The sequence below is a fragment of the Mycolicibacter sp. MU0102 genome (genome assembly GCF_963378105.1).
Taxonomy (GTDB): domain Bacteria; phylum Actinomycetota; class Actinomycetes; order Mycobacteriales; family Mycobacteriaceae; genus Mycobacterium; species Mycobacterium holstebronense.
In genome coordinates, this window is record NZ_OY726398.1 from 4,580,361 (window position 1) to 4,597,033 (window position 16,673).

A 16,673-nucleotide genomic window follows, 5' to 3' on the forward strand; every position below is an offset into this window, starting at 1 on the left:
GCGGGTCAGGAGCCGGACGGCTCCAAGACCTCGACGCCGACGTAGGGCACCAGCGCCGGCGGCACCCGCACGCTGCCGTCGGGCTGCTGGTGATTCTCCAGAATTGCCACCAGCCAGCGGGTGGTGGCCAGGGTGCCGTTGAGGGTGGCCGCGGTCTGCGGCTTGCCGTTCTCGTCGCGGTAGCGGGTGGCCAGCCGGCGGGCCTGGAAGGTGGTGCAGTTCGACGTCGACGTCAGCTCCCGGTAGGTGCCTTGAGAGGGCACCCACGCTTCACAGTCGAATTTGCGGGCGGCCGAGGATCCGAGATCGCCTGCGGCGACATCGATCACCCGGTAGGGCACCTCGATTCGGGCCAGCATCTCGCGCTGCCAGCCGAGCAGCCGGTCGTGTTCGCCTTCGGCGTCCTCGGGCCGGCAGTAGACGAACCCTTCGACCTTGTCGAACTGGTGTACCCGGATGATGCCGCGGGTGTCCTTGCCGTAGCTGCCGGCCTCCCGGCGGAAGCACGACGACCAGCCGGCGTAGCGCAGCGGTCCGCCCGACAGATCCAGGATCTCATCGGAGTGGTAGCCGGCCAGCGGCACCTCGGAGGTGCCCACCAGATACAGGTCGTCGGCTTCGAGCCGATACACCTCGTCGGCGTGCGCACCCAGAAAGCCGGTGCCGGACATGACTTCAGGCCGGACCAGCGACGGGGTGATCATCGGGGTGAATCCGTTGTCGACGGCCAGCCGCACCGCCAGCTGCAACAGACCCAGCTGCAATAGCGCGCCGCGACCGGTCAGGAAGTAGAACCGCGAACCGGAGACCTTGGCTCCGCGGCCCATGTCGATCAGGCCCAGCGCCTCACCGAGCTCGAGATGGTCCCGCGGATTCTCGATGGCCGGTGGCTCACCGACCACGTCGAGCACCGCAAAGTCGTCCTCGCCGCCGGGGGGGACTCCGTCGATCACCACGTTGGCGATCGCCATGTGCGCAGCGGTGAACGCGGTCTCGGCCGCTCCTTGGGCGGTCTCGGCCGCCTTGACCTGCTCGGCCAGCTCTTTGGCCTGCGCCAGCAGGGCGGGGCGTTCCTCGGGTGAGGCCGCTCCGACCGACCGGCTGGCGGTCTTCTGTTCGGCACGCATCGAGTCCGCGGCCGCGATGGCGGCGCGACGTGCGGTGTCGGCGGCCAGCAAGGCGTCCACCAGGGCCGGGTCCTCACCGCGACCCACCTGGGAGCGGCGGACACGGTCGGGATCTTCACGCAGCAGCTTCAGGTCGATCACGGCAAAACCCTACAACCTGGCCGGCTGTATCACTTTCGCATCATTTGTCACGCCCCAGCGGCTGCCTGTCAGAATGGACGCGATGTCAGAGGCAGCCGACCAGGAGAATCCACCCGCCAAGCGGGTGTCTTGGCGACGCACGCTCCAGGCCGCCCCTACGCGCCGCGCCCTGTTGCTGACCGCGTTGGGTGGGCTGCTGATCGCCGGTCTGATCACCGTGGTGCCCGTCCTCGGCGAGGGCCCAGGCGGGCTGCTGGGCCATCTGAACGCCGAGCCGGCACCGGGTGCGGGCGGCAAAGGCACCGGTCCGGGACTGGGGCTGGGCACGGTCAAGGGCAACGAGGCGATCGACCATGCCGTTGCCGGCGACTGCCTGAACTGGCCGGAGAACGACTTGGACGCGGCGACGATCGTCAGCTGCGCCGACGAGCACAAATTCGAGGTGGCCGGCCCGGTGGACATGAAGATGTTCCCGGGCGCCGAATACGGTCCCGATGCCCCGCCGCCGTCGATGGCCCGCATCGAGCAGATCACCCAGGAGCAGTGCGAGTCGTCGGTGCGCCGCTATCTCGGTGCGAAGTTCGATCCGCACAGCAAGTTCGTGGCCAGCATGCTGTGGGCGGGCGAACGCGCGTGGCGCCAGCACGGTGAGCGCCGGATGTTGTGCGGCCTGCAACTGCCGGGCGTGGGCGGCCAGCAGACCGCGTTCGTCGGCAAGATCGCCGACATCGACCAGTCCAAGGTCTGGCCGCCGGGCACCTGCCTGGGCATCGATCCGGCCACCAACCAGCCCAACGACGTTCCGGTCGACTGCGCCGCACCGCATACCAAGGAGGTCACCGGCACGGTCAACCTGGCCGAACGGTTCCCCGATGCGCTGCCGCCCGAGCCTGAGCAGGATGCGTTCATCAAAGAGTCCTGCACCCGGCTCACCGACGCCTACCTCGACCCGGTGCAGCTGCGCGATACGACGCTGACGTTGACCTACGCCACTGTCTCCCTGCCCAGCTGGTCGGCGGGCAGTCGCGAGGTGGCCTGCAGCCTGGGCGCCACCCTGGGCAACGGCGGCTGGGCGGCGCTGATCAACAGTGCCCGCGGATCGCTGCTGATCAACGGCCAGCCCCCGATCCCGCCGCCGTCGATCCCCGCGGAGCGGCTGAACCAACTGCCCACCGGTAGCCAGCCGCGGTGAGTGTCCAGATGGACCCGCGCCGGTTCGACGATCTCGTATCCGACGCGCTGGACCTGATTCCGCCCGAGCTGGCCGCCGCCTTCGACAACGTGGTGATCCTGGTGGCCGACCGCAACGCCGAGGAACCCGACCTGCTCGGCCTCTATGAAGGGGTGGCGCTGACCGAGCGCGATTCAAGCTATGCCGGGTCGTTGCCGGACACCATCACCATCTACCGGGATGCGCTGCTGGAGATGTGCGAGTCCGACAACGAAGTGGTCGACGAGGTCCGGATCACGGTGATCCACGAGATCGCCCATCACTTCGGCATCGACGACGACCGGCTGCACGAACTGGGCTGGAGTTAACGGCGCCCGACGCGGCGCGCCGGAACGACCTTGTCGGCACGCAGTGCTAGGAACGATCCATGGATGATCACTGCCGAGACTGCCGGGCGGGGCTGGAGCACTGCCACGGCACACTCATCCACCACGTACAGCAGGCCGCGGAGTGCACTGAGGACGGCTGCCCCGGCGAGGTGCTGCCGCACTCGTTCGCCCTGGACTGCGAGGCGGTCGGGTGCCGCTGCGCCGAGGTGTACGCGCTGGCGGTCTAGCCCATCGGGTCGGTGTCGGACCGCAACGCGTCGCCGACCGGGTCCGGGTGCGGTTCCGGATAGAACGGCGGCGTCAGCGAGCCCCACTGCACACAGCTCCATCGGCCGTCGGTGATCGGCGCCAGCACCACGGCGGTGGCGTTCTCCAGGTGGTTGTCCAGCACGAAACTGCCGTCCACACCCGCCAGCGTCGCCGCCGCCAGTCGGATCGCCGCGCCGTGGCTGACCACGACGACGTCCCCGGTCCAGTCGTCGTCGTCGAGGTAGCGCAGCCGCAGATCGGTGACGACCGGCAGGTAGCGATCGAGCACCTGTTCGGCCGATTCCCCGCCGGGCAATGCGATGCCGGGTTCGCCGGAGTGCCAGCGCTGATAAATCGCGTTGAACTCGGCGATCGCGTCGTCGTCGCTGCGGTTCTCCAGCGAGCCGGCCTGTACCTCGTGAATACCGTCCAGGGCGCGGGCGGTCACGCCGAGCCGTCCGCTGATCTCGGCAGCGGTCTGAACCGCGCGGGTGGCCACCGAATGGGCGACCAGCATCGGACGGTGGATGCCCTCGGCGGCGAAAGCCCTGGCTTGGTCGCGACCCAGCGGGGTCAGTTCCGATCCCGGCGGGCGGGTGTCGAGTCGACGGTCGACGTTGCCGTAGGACTGGCCGTGGCGCAGCAGCACCAGACGCCCGCTCATGACACCACCCCGCATCGACCTACCGGCTCGATGGGCCAGGAGCCCAGGTAGCGGACGTCGGCGCAGCTGCGGCGCAGGGCCTGCAGTGCCTCGGCGACGGCTTCGTCGTCGATGTGTCCGACGCAGTCCAGGAAGAACAGATACGTGCCCAGCTCGGTGCGGGTCGGGCGCGACTCGATGCGAGTCAGATCGATACTGCGACTTCCGAACTCGGTCAGGGCTGCCGCCAACGCTCCGGGCGCGTTATCGAGGCGCAGCACCACCGACGTCCGGTCGGCGCCGGTGCGCGCCGGAGGAGGCGCCGGGGCACCCACCAGCACGAAGCGCGTGCGCGCATTGGGCTCGTCGATGACTCCCTCGGCCAGCGCCACCAAGCCACGCTGCTGGGCAGCCAGCGCGGTGCTCACGCCGGCATCCACCTCACCGTCGTAGACCTGCTGCGCCGCAGCGGCATTGGAGTTGGCCGGCACAGTGTGGGCCCCGGGCAGGTGCTCGGCCAGCCAGCGCCGCACTTGGGCACCCGCCACCGGATGGGCGGCCACAGTGCGAATTGCCGCTTCGCCGCGACCCGGCGCGACGACGATCGAGAACGAGACGTCCAGGGCGGTTTCGGCGAATATCTGCAACGGCGCCCCGGCCGCGAGGCCGTCCAGCGTGGGCGTCACCCCGCCCTCGATCGAGTTCTCGATCGGCACACACGCGTAGTCGGTGGCGCCGGAGCGCACCGCCTCGAGAGCGGCCGGCGTGCTCTCGGCCGGCACCGGTTGAAGGTCGGCGCCGGGAACCCGTCCGGCGCCATTCAACGCGAGCAGCGCCGCTTCGGTGAAGGTCCCCGCCGGGCCGAGATAGCTGATGCGGGTCACCGGACAACCCTATCGGCCGCAGCCCGTCGGCGCGCTCACCGGCGGCGCGAGCGTGAGGTCATTCCGCAATTCCTGTTGCGCCCACCCGAGTCATTAATTAAGTTAGGCTTACCTCACTTCGAAAGGTGATCGATGGCCACGACTACAGCAGCAACCGTCCCGACGTCCGCCGAGCGGATTCGCAGCGCCTGCATCCGCGGTCAGGCCCTCTTGGCGATCGCCGACGCCGCCGACGCCGCCCCGGTCAACGCACCGGTCTGCCACCTGCTGCGGGACGGATCCCTGGTGGTCGCGGTCCCGGTCGAGGACCCGGTCGCGCGGGCCGCCGCCGACTCCGGCGTGCAGGCGATGCTCGAGCTGACCGATCACGCGCCGTTGCGGCTGCGCGAACGCGTGCGTGCGCTGGCGTGGATCCGGGGCCTGTTGCGCCCAGTGCCCGACCGCGAGATCCCGATACTTCTGGACCGGATCGCGGCGGTCGACCCCAACCCGGCTCTGCTCCAGGTCGTCTCACCGCGCTCGGCGTCGCACTCCCGCGATATGGCTGCACCGGAGAGCAGCGACGCAGACGTCGACTACGCGCTGCTGCGGCTGACGCCCGAGTCGGCGGTGCTGGCCGACGCCACCGGAGCCGAGGCGGTCGACGTGCACGAGCTGCTGGCAGCCCGACCCGACCCGTTCTGCGCGATCGAGGCGCATTGGCTGCAGCACCTCGACTCGGCGCACCCCGAGATGGTCGCCCGGCTCGCCGCCGCCAAGCTGCCGCCGCAGCTGCGCCGCGGCCAGGCCCGCCCGCTTGCGGTGGATCGCTACGGCATGTGGCTGCGGATCGAGGCCACAGACGGGGACCGCGACGTCCGGCTCAGCTTCCCGCGGCCGGTCGAGGACGTAATGAGCCTGAACCGGGCGGTGCGCGCACTGATGGGCTGCCCATTTCTCAACGGGCTACAGCCCCGACGCCAGGAGCAGTAGCCGCACGGAGTCGAGCGGCTACCGTGGCGAGGTGACCGAGCGCCAGACCCCGCGCACGCTGCGCCTGGAGATCATTCTGGTTCTGGCGGTCACTTACGGCCTGAGCGCCGTCACCGCGATTCTGCAGCTCGCCGACGCGGTGCTGCGCGACCTTCGCGCCCAGCGGATCCCCCTGAACCCTCGCCGGTCTTATTTCGACCTGATCGACCTCGGTCTCAACGCCGCCTGGGCGGTGCAACTGATCGCCTGGGGCGCACTGGCGTTGTACCTGCTGTGGCGCAGCGGATTCGGACCCGCCCGCATCGGACTGAACGGGCGACCCCGCCGCACCGACCTGGCCGGAGCACTCGGCCTGGCCGCCCTGATCGGGTTGCCGGGCCTGGGCCTGTACCTGCTGGCGCGAACCCTGGGCCTCAATGCCGACGTCATTCCCGCTGCGATCAACGACACTTGGTGGCGCGCTCCGATGCTGATCGTGATCGCGTTCGCCAACGGGTTCGCCGAGGAAGTGATCGTGGTCGGCTACCTGCTGACCCGGCTACCGCAGCTGCGGGTTTCGCCGCGGGTGGCGCTGGCCTGTTCAGCCCTGCTGCGCGGCGCCTACCACCTCTATCAAGGCTTCGGGGCCGGCCTCGGCAACATCGCGATGGGCCTGGTGTTCGGCTACGCCTGGCAGCGCACCGGACGGTTGTGGCCACTGATCCTGGCGCACGCCCTGATCGACACCGTGGCGTTCGTCGGGTACGCGCTGTTCGCCGACAAGCTCGGCTGGCTGCGGTGACCGCTACCGCGGCCCGCGCAGACCTCAGCCCGCAGCCCGGGTCACCGTGACGGTGATGGTGGTGGCGCCGGCGTTGGATTCGATCACCAGCACCGAGGCGTTGTTCGCCGAGACGACCTCACCACCGGTGACGCTGACCTGGTAGCCGTCCGGGAACTGGACGTCCGGAATCGAGATCCGGGTCTCCGACCCGGCGTCGAAGTTGCCCGCGCCACCGGCGATCGCCGTGGAGTAGCTGAACGAGAAGACCCCGTTCTCGAACGACCAGCTGTTCGGGATACCGGCGATCACCTGCGGATACGGCTGGGCCAGCGTCGCCACAATGGGCTCGTTGACGTTGTCGCCGGTCGGCGGCAGGTTGGTGTTGTGCACCAGCGAGCCCGTGTCGTTGTAGCCCCAGTACAGCCAGCCGAACTTGTGCGGGTTGATCGAGTTCAGCTGGCTGGCGATGGTGTCGATGTTGCCGGTGGCTCCGAACTCGGTGACCACGCCCGGAACGCCGTAGCGGTCGATGTAACGCTGGGCGTTCTCCATCATCATCCCGTCCCAGAGCGAGCAGCCGGCGGAACTGCCAGCGCCCAGGGCGTCGAAGATGCAGTAGTCGTGGAACGAGAAAACGGCGTTGTCGTCGTCGACCCCGCGCATGTTGATGCCCGCAGTTGCGTTGCCGAACAAAACGTTCGGCTCGTAGTACACCGTGGTGCTCGAGTCCACTGACCGGATCGCCGAGATCACCTGGTCGTAGAACGGGGTCAGCGACTGGGTGTCGAAGTGCGGGTTGCCGAGCAGGCTGCCCAACCACGACGAGCCGGCCCACGGCTCGTTCATGATCTCGTAGCCGACCACGCCGGGGGTGCCACCGAAGTAGTCGGCGACGGTCTGCCACATCCTGGCGTAGTAGTTCTGCAGCCCGATGCCGTCGACCTTTTCGTTGGCCCAGAACGCATCCCAGGCCTGGTTCTGCGCCGGGTTAAGCGCGTAGGCGAACGGGAAAGGCTGGGTGGTGTCGTTGTTGTCGGGGTTGAACATCGTCGCCCAGTCCGGTGCGCCGTGGCCGCCGATGTCCACACCGTAGAGGTCCTGGTGCATGTCGAGGATGCTGACGATGCCGTGCGACTTAAGCGTCTGGATGGTCTCCATGACCGACTCGAGGTAGGCCCAGTTGTAGACCCCGGGCTGCGGTTCGATCTGGTCCCAGTACAGGCCAACGCGTACCGCGGTGAAGCCGTTGGCGGCCAGGAACGCCGCGTCGTCGTCGCCGAAGCCGCCACCGCCCGGCGTGAACGGCGGCGACTTGTACACCTGGTTGACGCCCTGCAGGATGACCACCCGGCCGTCCTGGTCGACGATCCAGTTGCCGGATGTGTGGAGTTCGGCCAGGGCCTTCTCCGGAGCTCCATCCAGCGTGCCGAAGTGGCCCACCGCGCCGTGGGTGCCCAGCGATCCGGCGAGCCCGCCCGCCCCGCCCAGGGCGGGCAGATCCCCCTGGCCCAGGTAGACGCCGTTGCCGCCGTCACCGCCGGCGCCGCCGCCGCCGAACCAGATCGACCCGTTTCCGCCGTCACCGCCGTTGCCGCCGAGGTGGGTGCCGTCGCCGCCGTCACCACCAGCCCCGCCAATACCGAGCATCCACCCGCGCCCGTCGCCACCGGCCCCGCCGATGCCGCCGTTGACGCCGTCGCCACCGGCTCCGCCGGCGCCACCGACGCCCATGTACCAACCGCCGGCTCCGCCGACACCACCGCTGCCGCTCTCGCCGCCTTCACCACCGGCGCCACCGTTACCGAAGAAGCCGGCCGATCCGCCGGCTCCACCGGCGCCACCGACCTCGGTGTTGTCCCAGCCGGCCCCGCCGTCACCGAACAACCAGCCGCCCGCACCACCGGCGACGTGCTCGGCAGTGCCGTCCGCGCCATCGCCGATCATCAGGCCCAGGCCCAGCGCCCCACTGATCTGGTTGTACACATCGACCACCGGCGCCAGCAACGGGTTAGTGACCAACCAGTCGATACCGCTGTAGAGCGGGTTGTAGACCCAGTTCTGGACCAACGCCGCCACGTCCGGGTACAGCAAGCTGTCCAGGCTCAACGACCCAGCTGCCGATCCAGCCAGCAGGCCATCCCAGTTGGCCGAGGAGGCGAACGCGTCCCAGGCCGCCGGACTGAACACCGCATCCCAGTCCAGGCCGCCGGTAGTCGTATCCATAAACGGCGCCAGTACCTGTTCGAACACGTCCTCGAAGCCCTCGGCAGACGCCACCGGCGCCGGTGCCATCGGCATCACCCCGAACGCCAGAAACGCCCCCACGGCCGTACCCAACCCGGCGACCCGGCGGTTCAGCGAGGCTCGACGTAGGAGAGGCGAAGCTGGGACCGCCGCACCGACCCGACTGTTCCGCTTCGTGCTGCACTGACGAGTCATCTGCGGGTAGACCTCTCTTCATGTTCGCGGCGGCGAATGACGTGGCCAAGATAACGATTTCTTCGGAAGATTACTAATAATCGCTGAGAATTCCGCGGAATTTGGACGGCGGGCTGGGAATCTTCGGTGTCCATCGCGCAGCTGAGCCGGCCCTGAAGATCGCCCGGGGGCCTATCGATACGTAGATTGGGCAGGTGAACGGTGATCGCGGGCCGGGCCAACCCTGGCACCTTCCACCGCCGCGTCGTGAACCGCCGCCGATGTTGTACCGCGACCCCCATGGCCGGCCGGTCTCGCCGCCGCCACGGGCCGTCCGGCGGCCGGCAACCAAGCCCGCACCGCGCACCACGGAACCCCGCCCCTACCCGGCGGCTCCGCCCGCGCCGCGTCCGCCGGCACCGCGCCCACCGGCTGCACGTCCCCACACGCCGCGGCGCCCCGCTGCGCGCCGACGCCGGTCCTGGCCGCGCCGACTGGCGGTGCTCGCTCTGCTTCTGGCCTTGATCGCCACCTCGTCGGTGGTGGGCGCCGCGGCCTGGCTCGACACCTCGCTGCAGCGGACCGTGGCGTTCGCTGATTACGCCGACCGCCCGACGCCGGGCCGCGGGACGACGTGGCTGCTAGTCGGTTCGGACAGCCGCGCCGATCTCACACTCCAGGAGCAGCAAGACCTGAGCACCGGCGGGAACATCGGCAACGGGCGCACCGACACCGTATTGCTCGTACATCTACCCAGCCCGGGATCTGAGTCAACGGCCACGGTGGTGTCGCTGCCGCGCGACTCCTACGTCACGATCCCCGGCTACGGCAAAGAAAAGATCAACGCCGCATACACCCTCGGCGGGGCTCCCCTGCTGACCCGGACGGTGGAGCAGGCCACCGGGCTACGGCTGGACCACTATGTCGAGATCGGATTCGGCGGTTTCGCCTCGCTCGTCGACGCCCTCGGTGGGGTGACCTTGTGCCCGGACGAACCGATCGACGACCCACTGGCCGGGCTGAATCTGCCGGCCGGCTGCCAGAAACTCGCCGGCGCGGCCGCGCTCGGCTACGTGCGTAGTCGGGCCACGCCGCGCGCCGATCTGGACCGGATGGCCCACCAGCGGCTGTTCCTGTCGGCGCTGCTGACCCGCCTCGCCGATCCGGCCGTCTGGCTCAATCCGCTGCGCTGGTACCGCGTGCCGCACGCTGCCGCGCACGCGGTGACCGTGGACGACAGCTCCGGCGTCATAGACCTGGCGGCCCTGGGCTGGGCGCTACGCGGCGCCACCACCACGCTGACCGTCCCGATCGGCGAGTTCCTCCGGACCGACGTCGGCGACGCGGTGGTGTGGAACCATGCCGAGGCCGCCCGGCTATTCGAGGCATTGCGGCGCGATACACCACCACCATCGAGCGCAGATAATTGAGTCAAACCTAATTCCGACGCGCCACTATTCAATTTCAGCCTACCCTATCTTTACTTAGGCAATGCTGACCTGAGTAAGCCTCGCCTTGGATGCAAACCCACTCTGACCAGGGGTAGCATCGCGTTCATGATCGAGAACGACAGCCACAAGACGAAATTTCACGCGCTGCTTCAAGAGCAGATCTACCACGAATTTACCGCGGCACAGCAATATGTCGCGGTTGCGGTTTATTTCGACGGCGAGGATTTGCCACAATTGGCCAAGTTCTTTTACGCCCAGGCCGTCGAGGAACGTAACCACGCGATGATGTTGGTGCAATACCTGCTCGACCGGGACATCCGCGTCGAGATTCCCGGCGTGGACGCGGTACGCAATCACTTCGACGCCCCGCGGGATGCCCTGGCGCTCACCCTGGAGCAGGAGCGGACCGTCACCGAGCAGATCAGTCGGCTCACCAGCGCCGCGCGCGACGAGGGCGACTACCTCGGCGAGCAGTTCATGCAGTGGTTCCTGCGCGAACAGGTCGAGGAGGTAGCCGTGATGACCCGGTTGCTCCGGGTCGCCGACCGCGCCGGGCACAACCTGTTCGAGCTGGAGACGTTCCTCGCACGCGAGATCACGGTCGGCCAAGAGGCCGGCGCGCCGCGCATCGCCGGCGGGTAAACCCCTCGCCCGCCGATCAGCCCGCCCGCAACCGCGCCTTGGTTCGGGCGGGCTGATTTGTCGCAATCCACGCAACCCCGACATCCCTACAGAAGTCGACGTCTTCATTGCGGTCGACGGTCCAGCAATACAGCGCGCGACCCCGTACGGCGGCCTGGTCCACCAACTCCGGATGTTCCCGCAGCGTCTCGATCGACGGACCGATCGCAGTGGCACCCACCGTCGTCGCCGCACCGCCACCCAGATAGCGCGCGCCCGACCCGAGCAGAACCGTCGGCAGCAGGGGCGCGGCCCGGCGAATCCGCCACACCGCGGCCGCCGAGAATGACATGACCACCGCACGCGACCGCGAGGCCGACGCCGGCGCGGCGAGCCCGAATCGATGCAGCAACGCGAGCACCTCACGCTCAACCATCGAGCCGTATCGCACCGGATGCTTAGTCTCGATAAAGATCTTCACCGGCCGGTGCCAGTCCAGAACCAGCGCAACCAGTGCATCGAGGGTGAGCAGACCGGTGTCGCCGATCTCGGCACCCTCCGCTGAGCCGGTTTGCCCGTTTCGGTGCCACGCGCCGTAGTCGAGGCGCTGCAGCTGCGACAGCGTCATCTCGCTGACCACTCCGGCCCCGCTGGAGGTCCGATCCACCCGGCGGTCGTGTACGCAGACCAGGTGGCCGTCACTGGTCAGCCGCACATCGCATTCGACGCCGTCCGCCCCCTCCTGCAGCGCCAAGTCGTAGGCGGCCAGGGTGTGTTCCGGGCGGTCGATCGACGCACCCCGGTGTGCGACCACGAACGGGTGTTCCGAGACGACATCGCCGGCCGGGGTCATGGGCTTATGCTGCCGGTTCCCGCCCGTCGGACTCAAGAGCCGGGGCCGGGGCCGTGCCTTCTTCCGGTTTCGGCGCGGCGGCCGGAGCCGCCGGCGGTGCAACGGCGGTATCGCGCCCGTCGGCCACCACCACCCAGTGGTGGGCGGGCCGGCCCATCGATCGCCGTTCGAATCCCTCGACCACCCGGGCCGCCGTCACCACTGCCGCCAGTCCGAGGAGGTATGCCACCACGGTCGCCACCATGTTGTTGGCAATGCCCTGTGCCCCGTCGGCCCAGCTGGTGGCGGTAGCGAAGATCGCTACGGCAGTGCTGGCAGCCCACACGGCCCACCACACCACGATGGGCTTGCGCAGCCGGTCCAGCCGGTCCTCGCGTTTGGCCAGCTCCATGACAAACACCGGCGCCCAGGCCAGGTTGACCACCGGCACCAGGCAACCGGCCCACACCGCCCAAGCCGGGCGGGTCTCGGGCAGGTGCAACCGGGCGAAGGTCACCGAACGCCGGGCGAGCAGCCACCTAGTCAGCACCACGGCACAGCTGACCACTGCCGCGATCGCGGCCAGCCCGGCCAGCCGGCCCAGCCACACCGCGCCACCGGCGACCAGGGGATTCAACAGCATGGTGCGATTGACGATCATCAGCACATAGATCAGGGCGTGCACCAGGGCCGCGATGCCCAGCGCGGCGACCGCGGCTGCGAGCGCCTTCTCCAGCGAGCGCGCCGTGGGCGCCGGCCGCTCCCCCGGTTTCTGCTGTGCCGCAGCACGAATCGGCCCGCCCATCAGCGTCCAGCGGGGCATCACCGAATAACGCGGGGTGGGTCCCAGCGGACGCCGTGCCGGCGACTGCGGAGGCGGCGGTCCTGGCCGCACCGCGATCCAGCGGTAACCGAGCCCCGGCCCCGGCGGCGCCTGCCCGGGCGCTGCCGGCGATGCGGGGGGCCCAGGTTGGGTCCACTGCAACTCAGCTTCTTGCTCGGGTGTCAGCGGCGCCCACAGCGCACCGTTGCAGCGTGGGCACCAGGCCCGCTGCTGGTCACGCACGTTCCACCGCGTCTTGCAGCGGGAACACACCTGGATCACCGCACCAGCCTAGCGGCGACCGCAAGGTCGGCGGGACCGACCGCAGCCGGGTCGACGCCATTAAGACCGCTGCGACCGCAAGGTCGGCCGAGCCGCGGCCAGAGCCATCGGCGAACGGCGCCGAAGACGCCCCGCGCGGCCCGGCAGCTACCACTAGCTATCCACAGTTTCCACAGGTTTATCCACACACCGATCGACAACCCCACGGGGCGTGATGTGCTTTTTACATGCCGACAGACGCATCGGTTGTGGATAACGCAGCGTCGTCGAAGCGAACCGACTAACAGCGTCGAGCGAAATCGCTTGATCGGCTAAGCAGCCGCCTGCCGCCCGCCTTTGATGGCCGCGAGGCCCCGGAACACATCGGTGCAGGTAAGTCGGGTTATCCAGGTGAATTTTTCCACTAGGCGAACAAAGCGCTATGATCGCCGTCACAGAACAGATGTGATGCGCCTCACGGGGGTGGGCGCACGGTGAGGTTGGGGGCAACACAGATGACGGCACGGCCGATCGGACCTGTTCCCGTCGCGGCGGCGTCGGGCTGGCATGCGGGATCGTCCACTTACAAGCGCGCCTATTTGCTGGCGTCGCTGCGCGCCGGAGTGATCGCCCTCGTGCTGCTGTCTTTCCTAATTGCGCTCGTCCTGACCTGAAGCTCCGCGTGAGCATTGCGATCGGCTGACACCGCGCGTCAGCTCCACCCGTTGTTGCGGTACACCCGGTGTTGGAGCAATGTGGTTGAAGGTGGCCCCATCACACCGCGACCGTGCTGGCAGTGGGGTGCCGCTAGACCGTCAATGCCTCTCGACAATGATCAACGGTGATCGACACCGGATCAGTACTGACCGAAGGAAGGAACCCCGTGGCCGACTACACGTTGCCGGACTTGGACTGGGATTACGGAGCTCTTGAGCCGCACATCTCGGGTCAGATCAACGAACTGCACCACAGCAAGCACCACGCCGCCTACGTGGCCGGAGCCAACTCCGCATTGGAGAAGCTCGCGGACGCTCGGGCCAACGACGACCACGGCGCGATCTTCTTGAACGAGAAGAACCTGGCGTTCCACCTCGGCGGGCACGTCAACCACTCGATCTGGTGGAAGAACCTGTCCCCCAACGGCGGCGACAAGCCGACGGGCGAACTGGCCGCGGCTATCGACGACGCGTTCGGATCGTTCGACAAGTTCCGTGCGCAATTCACCGCGGCCGCCAACGGCCTGCAGGGTTCGGGCTGGGCGGTGCTCGCCTACGACACCCTGGGCGGGAAGCTGCTGACCTTCCAGCTCTACGACCAGCAGGCCAACGTGCCGCTGGGCATCATCCCGCTGCTGCAGGTCGACATGTGGGAGCACGCCTTCTACCTGCAGTACAAGAACGTCAAGGCCGACTACGTCAAGGCGTTCTGGAACGTGGTCAACTGGGCCGATGTGCAGTCGCGTTTCGCGGCCGCCACCTCGAAGACTTCGGGGTTGATCTTCTAGCCGGACCACCGGTATGGGTGGGGCGTCGCGCCGTTGGCGCGGCGCCCCACTTGTTTTATCCGGCTTTTTCACCGTTTCGTTATCCGCCGCCTCGCCGTGTCACCTTGAATCCGGTTGTCGGGTGCCGCATGCTGCCAAATAACCCACCCGCTGAAATGCGAGCAGGCGAATCAGCCAACAAGCCAAAATGTCGCGGAGGGTGCGCGATGGAGACGACAGGTTCCGGCCGGGCGATCGAAGTCGCCCCGTTTCACTCCCGTGGCGAGCTTCGCGGATTCGTAGTTTTCGGCCGCTGGCCGGATTCGACGAAGGAATGGGCACAACTGCTCAGCATCGCCGTCCGAGTCGCTTCGATGCCCGGATTGCTGCCCACCACAACAGTATTCGGCACTCATGAGGAACTGCCAGACAATCCCGGTCCGGGCACCGTCGGGTTGTTGCTGGCCGAGGGCACTGTCGTCGGTGAATCGGCGATCGCACCGGGGTACTTCGCCGGCCGCCAGCCCTCAGCGCTGCTGATGCTGCACCCGCCGTCGGAGACCGTTCCCTCACTGCCCGAATGTCGGGGCGCGGCATCAGGATGCGTTTTGCTGCCCGGCCTGCCCTACCTGGGCCTGGAGCATCGCGCGGCTTGGGTCGAAGCCGAGTCCGACGGCACCGTCACCTCGATGGTGAGCCGGGTCGGCGTTGACCCGGTCAGCCACCCCGATACAGCGGTACTGGCCATGTTGCTTGCCGCATAAAGCAATTCGCGACGAATTGTCCCTTCGCCGGATCATCGAGGTTGATTCGGCAGTCCCGGCTTCGCCTCGCCTCCGCCGGCCCTCCGGGCCAACTCCGGCGACCCTTGCCGAACCGCCGAGTTCGGCCCGCCGAAATTCCCTGTCGGCTGGCGGCCGGGCCGCGGAGTCATTAGCCTCGGCAGCTGACGAAAGGGCGTGCCCGCATGTTTGCCGCCATGCTGATCAGCCTGGGCGTGGTCTTCCTCGCCGAACTCGGCGACAAGTCGCAACTGATCACCATGACGTACGCGCTGCGGCACCGCTGGTGGGTGGTTCTCAGTGGAGTGGCTATCGCGGCATTCGCCGTCCACGGCATCTCGGTGACGGTGGGGCACTTTCTCGGGCTGACGTTGCCCGCCCGCCCGATCGCCGCCGTCGCCGGCGTTGCCTTCATCGGTTTCGCGGCGTGGTCGTGGCGCGAGGGAACCAACTCCGCAGCTGGGGAAGCCCCCGTCCGTGAGCCTCGATTCGCACTGTTCGCAGTGGTGTCCTCGGTGCTGTTGGCCGAGCTCGGCGACAAGACGATGTTGGCCACGGTTGCGCTGGCCAGTGACCGCAACTGGCTGGGCGTGTGGCTGGGCGCGACGATCGGCATGGTGCTCGCCGACGCGGTCGCGATCGCGGTCGGGACGGTGCTGCACCGGCGGTTGCCCGAACACTTACTCCACACCGCGGCCGGACTGCTCTTCCTGGCGTGCGGCTTGTGGATTCTCTTCGATGAGGCACTGGGCTGGCGGCCGGTGGCCATCGCCTCGGTTGCGGGATTGGTATCGGTGGCGTTGGGGTCAGCGCTTTGGCGGGCTTCGCTCCGACGTTCCGGACAGACCGCCGGAGACGATTCCACCACTCGGTAGCAAATCCTGCCGACAGCCCAACACACGGTGGAAACTTCACTTCGCCGGAGGGGCTTCCAGCAGTGAGGACCAACAGACCGGTGTTGGTGGGTCTCTTCGTTCGTCGTTGCCGATGCAATTGTGCTTGGTACGACAAGAAAATCCGGCTGCAGGGGCCTCTGCGGAGAACCGAATGAACTGCACCAAGCCCGATCTCGTGGTTCAAGATCGAACTCGCCACCGAAACACCCTTGGTTGTGTCGGTAACTATCGCTACGATGATCAGCAAATCATCAGGCGCTACCGCTTGCCCCCTCGCGGAGCGCCTGTCGGCCGCCTGCCTACCCCCTGGAGGTCCTATCGATGAGCGCGACGTTCGCTGTCCGCTTGAATCGCCTTTTCGATGTGGTCTATCCACCCGGCCGCGGACCGCATACGTCCGCTGAGGTAATCGCGGCACTCAAAGCGGAGGGCGTCACGATGTCGGCCCCCTACCTTTCCCAGTTGCGCTCGGGGAATCGGACGAACCCGTCCACCGCCACCATGGCCGCGCTGGCCAACTTCTTTCGGATCAGGCCGGCGTTCTTCACCGACGACGACTACTACGCCAAGCTCGACGCCGAGTTGTCATGGCTGGACAGCGTCCGCGACGCCGGCGTACGGCGCATCGCGACCCAAGCTGTCGGGCTCTCGCCCGAGGCCCAGGAGGACGTCCTGGCCCGCATCGACGAGCTTCGCCGCAAGGAGCACCTCAGCGCCTGAGGCGTCGGCGCCGCGATTAGGGTGACTTGATCGGTTCCAGCGAGACA

17 protein-coding genes and 1 pseudogene are annotated in these 16,673 nt (G+C 67.9%); 12 read left to right on the forward strand and 6 right to left on the reverse strand.

Annotated elements, in window-relative coordinates:
* Positions 1–5: 5 nt before the first annotated feature.
* Positions 6–1,268, reverse strand: coding sequence for a serine--tRNA ligase (gene serS / locus RCP37_RS21250; RefSeq protein ID WP_308484896.1), 1,263 nt, complete (start codon positions 1,266–1,268; stop codon positions 6–8).
* A gap of 82 nt (positions 1,269–1,350) precedes the next feature.
* Between serS and RCP37_RS21255 the strand changes: the two genes are divergently transcribed.
* From RCP37_RS21255 to RCP37_RS21265, 3 genes are read left to right on the forward strand one after another with little or no spacing between them, the layout of a single operon-like run.
* Entirely contained in the window at positions 1,351–2,460 is a 1,110-nt protein-coding gene (locus RCP37_RS21255; RefSeq protein ID WP_373693080.1) for a septum formation family protein, read from the forward strand.
* A complete protein-coding gene (locus RCP37_RS21260) occupies positions 2,457–2,807 on the forward strand; it encodes a metallopeptidase family protein (RefSeq protein ID WP_224974483.1) in 351 nt (116 codons plus the stop codon). Before RCP37_RS21255 ends, RCP37_RS21260 begins: the two co-directional genes overlap by 4 nt.
* 59 nt (positions 2,808–2,866) lie before the next feature.
* The gene (locus RCP37_RS21265; protein WP_308484898.1) at positions 2,867–3,055 is read left to right on the forward strand and encodes a hypothetical protein; all 189 of its coding nucleotides are present in this window, start codon (positions 2,867–2,869) and stop codon (positions 3,053–3,055) included.
* On the opposite strand, the gene RCP37_RS21270 is transcribed toward RCP37_RS21265, so the two are convergent.
* Both RCP37_RS21270 and pheA read right to left on the reverse strand, forming a co-directional pair.
* Positions 3,052–3,741, reverse strand: a complete 690-nt coding sequence (locus tag RCP37_RS21270) for a histidine phosphatase family protein (protein ID WP_308484899.1) — start codon at positions 3,739–3,741, stop codon at positions 3,052–3,054. The genes RCP37_RS21265 and RCP37_RS21270 overlap by 4 nt on opposite strands.
* Positions 3,742–3,773: 32 nt before the next feature.
* Positions 3,774–4,604 (reverse strand): annotated as a pseudogene (gene pheA / locus RCP37_RS21275) (prephenate dehydratase); the annotation flags it as partial.
* Between the two features lie 132 nt (positions 4,605–4,736).
* Here pheA and RCP37_RS21280 point away from each other — a divergent pair.
* Positions 4,737–5,576, forward strand: a complete 840-nt coding sequence (locus RCP37_RS21280; protein ID WP_308484900.1) for a DUF2470 domain-containing protein — start codon at positions 4,737–4,739, stop codon at positions 5,574–5,576.
* A 31-nt stretch (positions 5,577–5,607) separates the two neighbouring features.
* Positions 5,608–6,357 carry a CPBP family intramembrane glutamic endopeptidase gene (locus RCP37_RS21285; RefSeq protein ID WP_308484901.1) on the forward strand — a complete coding sequence of 250 codons (750 nt, stop codon included), beginning with the start codon at positions 5,608–5,610 and terminating at the stop codon, positions 6,355–6,357.
* 24 nt (positions 6,358–6,381) lie between these two features.
* Here RCP37_RS21285 and RCP37_RS21290 read toward each other — a convergent pair whose 3' ends face one another.
* Positions 6,382–8,664 carry a cellulase family glycosylhydrolase gene (locus RCP37_RS21290; protein WP_308484902.1) on the reverse strand — a complete coding sequence of 761 codons (2,283 nt, stop codon included), beginning with the start codon at positions 8,662–8,664 and terminating at the stop codon, positions 6,382–6,384.
* A gap of 308 nt (positions 8,665–8,972) precedes the next feature.
* Here RCP37_RS21290 and RCP37_RS21295 point away from each other — a divergent pair, with 308 nt between their 5' ends.
* The gene (locus RCP37_RS21295; RefSeq protein ID WP_373693081.1) at positions 8,973–10,187 is read left to right on the forward strand and encodes an LCP family protein; all 1,215 of its coding nucleotides are present in this window, start codon (positions 8,973–8,975) and stop codon (positions 10,185–10,187) included.
* Between the two features lie 126 nt (positions 10,188–10,313).
* A complete protein-coding gene (locus RCP37_RS21300) occupies positions 10,314–10,850 on the forward strand; it encodes a ferritin (protein WP_046282826.1) in 537 nt (178 codons plus the stop codon).
* A 16-nt stretch (positions 10,851–10,866) separates the two neighbouring features.
* Here the strand turns inward: RCP37_RS21300 and RCP37_RS21305 are convergent, their stop codons facing one another.
* Positions 10,867–11,682: a glycerophosphodiester phosphodiesterase gene (locus RCP37_RS21305; protein WP_308484903.1), complete on the reverse strand. Its 816-nt coding sequence runs from the start codon at positions 11,680–11,682 to the stop codon at positions 10,867–10,869.
* Between the two features lie 4 nt (positions 11,683–11,686).
* A complete protein-coding gene (locus tag RCP37_RS21310; RefSeq protein WP_308484904.1) occupies positions 11,687–12,766 on the reverse strand; it encodes a DUF4328 domain-containing protein in 1,080 nt (359 codons plus the stop codon).
* 494 nt (positions 12,767–13,260) lie between these two features.
* Between RCP37_RS21310 and RCP37_RS21315 the strand changes: the two genes are divergently transcribed.
* The 5 genes from RCP37_RS21315 (at position 13,261) to RCP37_RS21335 (ending at position 16,626) form a co-directional block, all read left to right on the forward strand.
* Positions 13,261–13,419: a hypothetical protein gene (locus RCP37_RS21315; RefSeq protein WP_308484905.1), complete on the forward strand. Its 159-nt coding sequence runs from the start codon at positions 13,261–13,263 to the stop codon at positions 13,417–13,419.
* A 209-nt stretch (positions 13,420–13,628) separates the two neighbouring features.
* Positions 13,629–14,249 (forward strand): superoxide dismutase, encoded by a 621-nt coding sequence (locus RCP37_RS21320; RefSeq protein ID WP_308484906.1) that lies wholly within the window; start codon positions 13,629–13,631, stop codon positions 14,247–14,249.
* A 206-nt stretch (positions 14,250–14,455) separates the two neighbouring features.
* Positions 14,456–14,992: a peptidase gene (locus tag RCP37_RS21325; protein WP_308484907.1), complete on the forward strand. Its 537-nt coding sequence runs from the start codon at positions 14,456–14,458 to the stop codon at positions 14,990–14,992.
* A gap of 203 nt (positions 14,993–15,195) precedes the next feature.
* Positions 15,196–15,885, forward strand: a complete 690-nt coding sequence (locus RCP37_RS21330) for a TMEM165/GDT1 family protein (protein ID WP_308484908.1) — start codon at positions 15,196–15,198, stop codon at positions 15,883–15,885.
* 342 nt (positions 15,886–16,227) lie between these two features.
* Complete coding sequence (locus tag RCP37_RS21335; protein ID WP_308484909.1) at positions 16,228–16,626, forward strand: transcriptional regulator; 399 nt, start codon at positions 16,228–16,230, stop codon at positions 16,624–16,626.
* Positions 16,627–16,673: the final 47 nt, after the last annotated feature.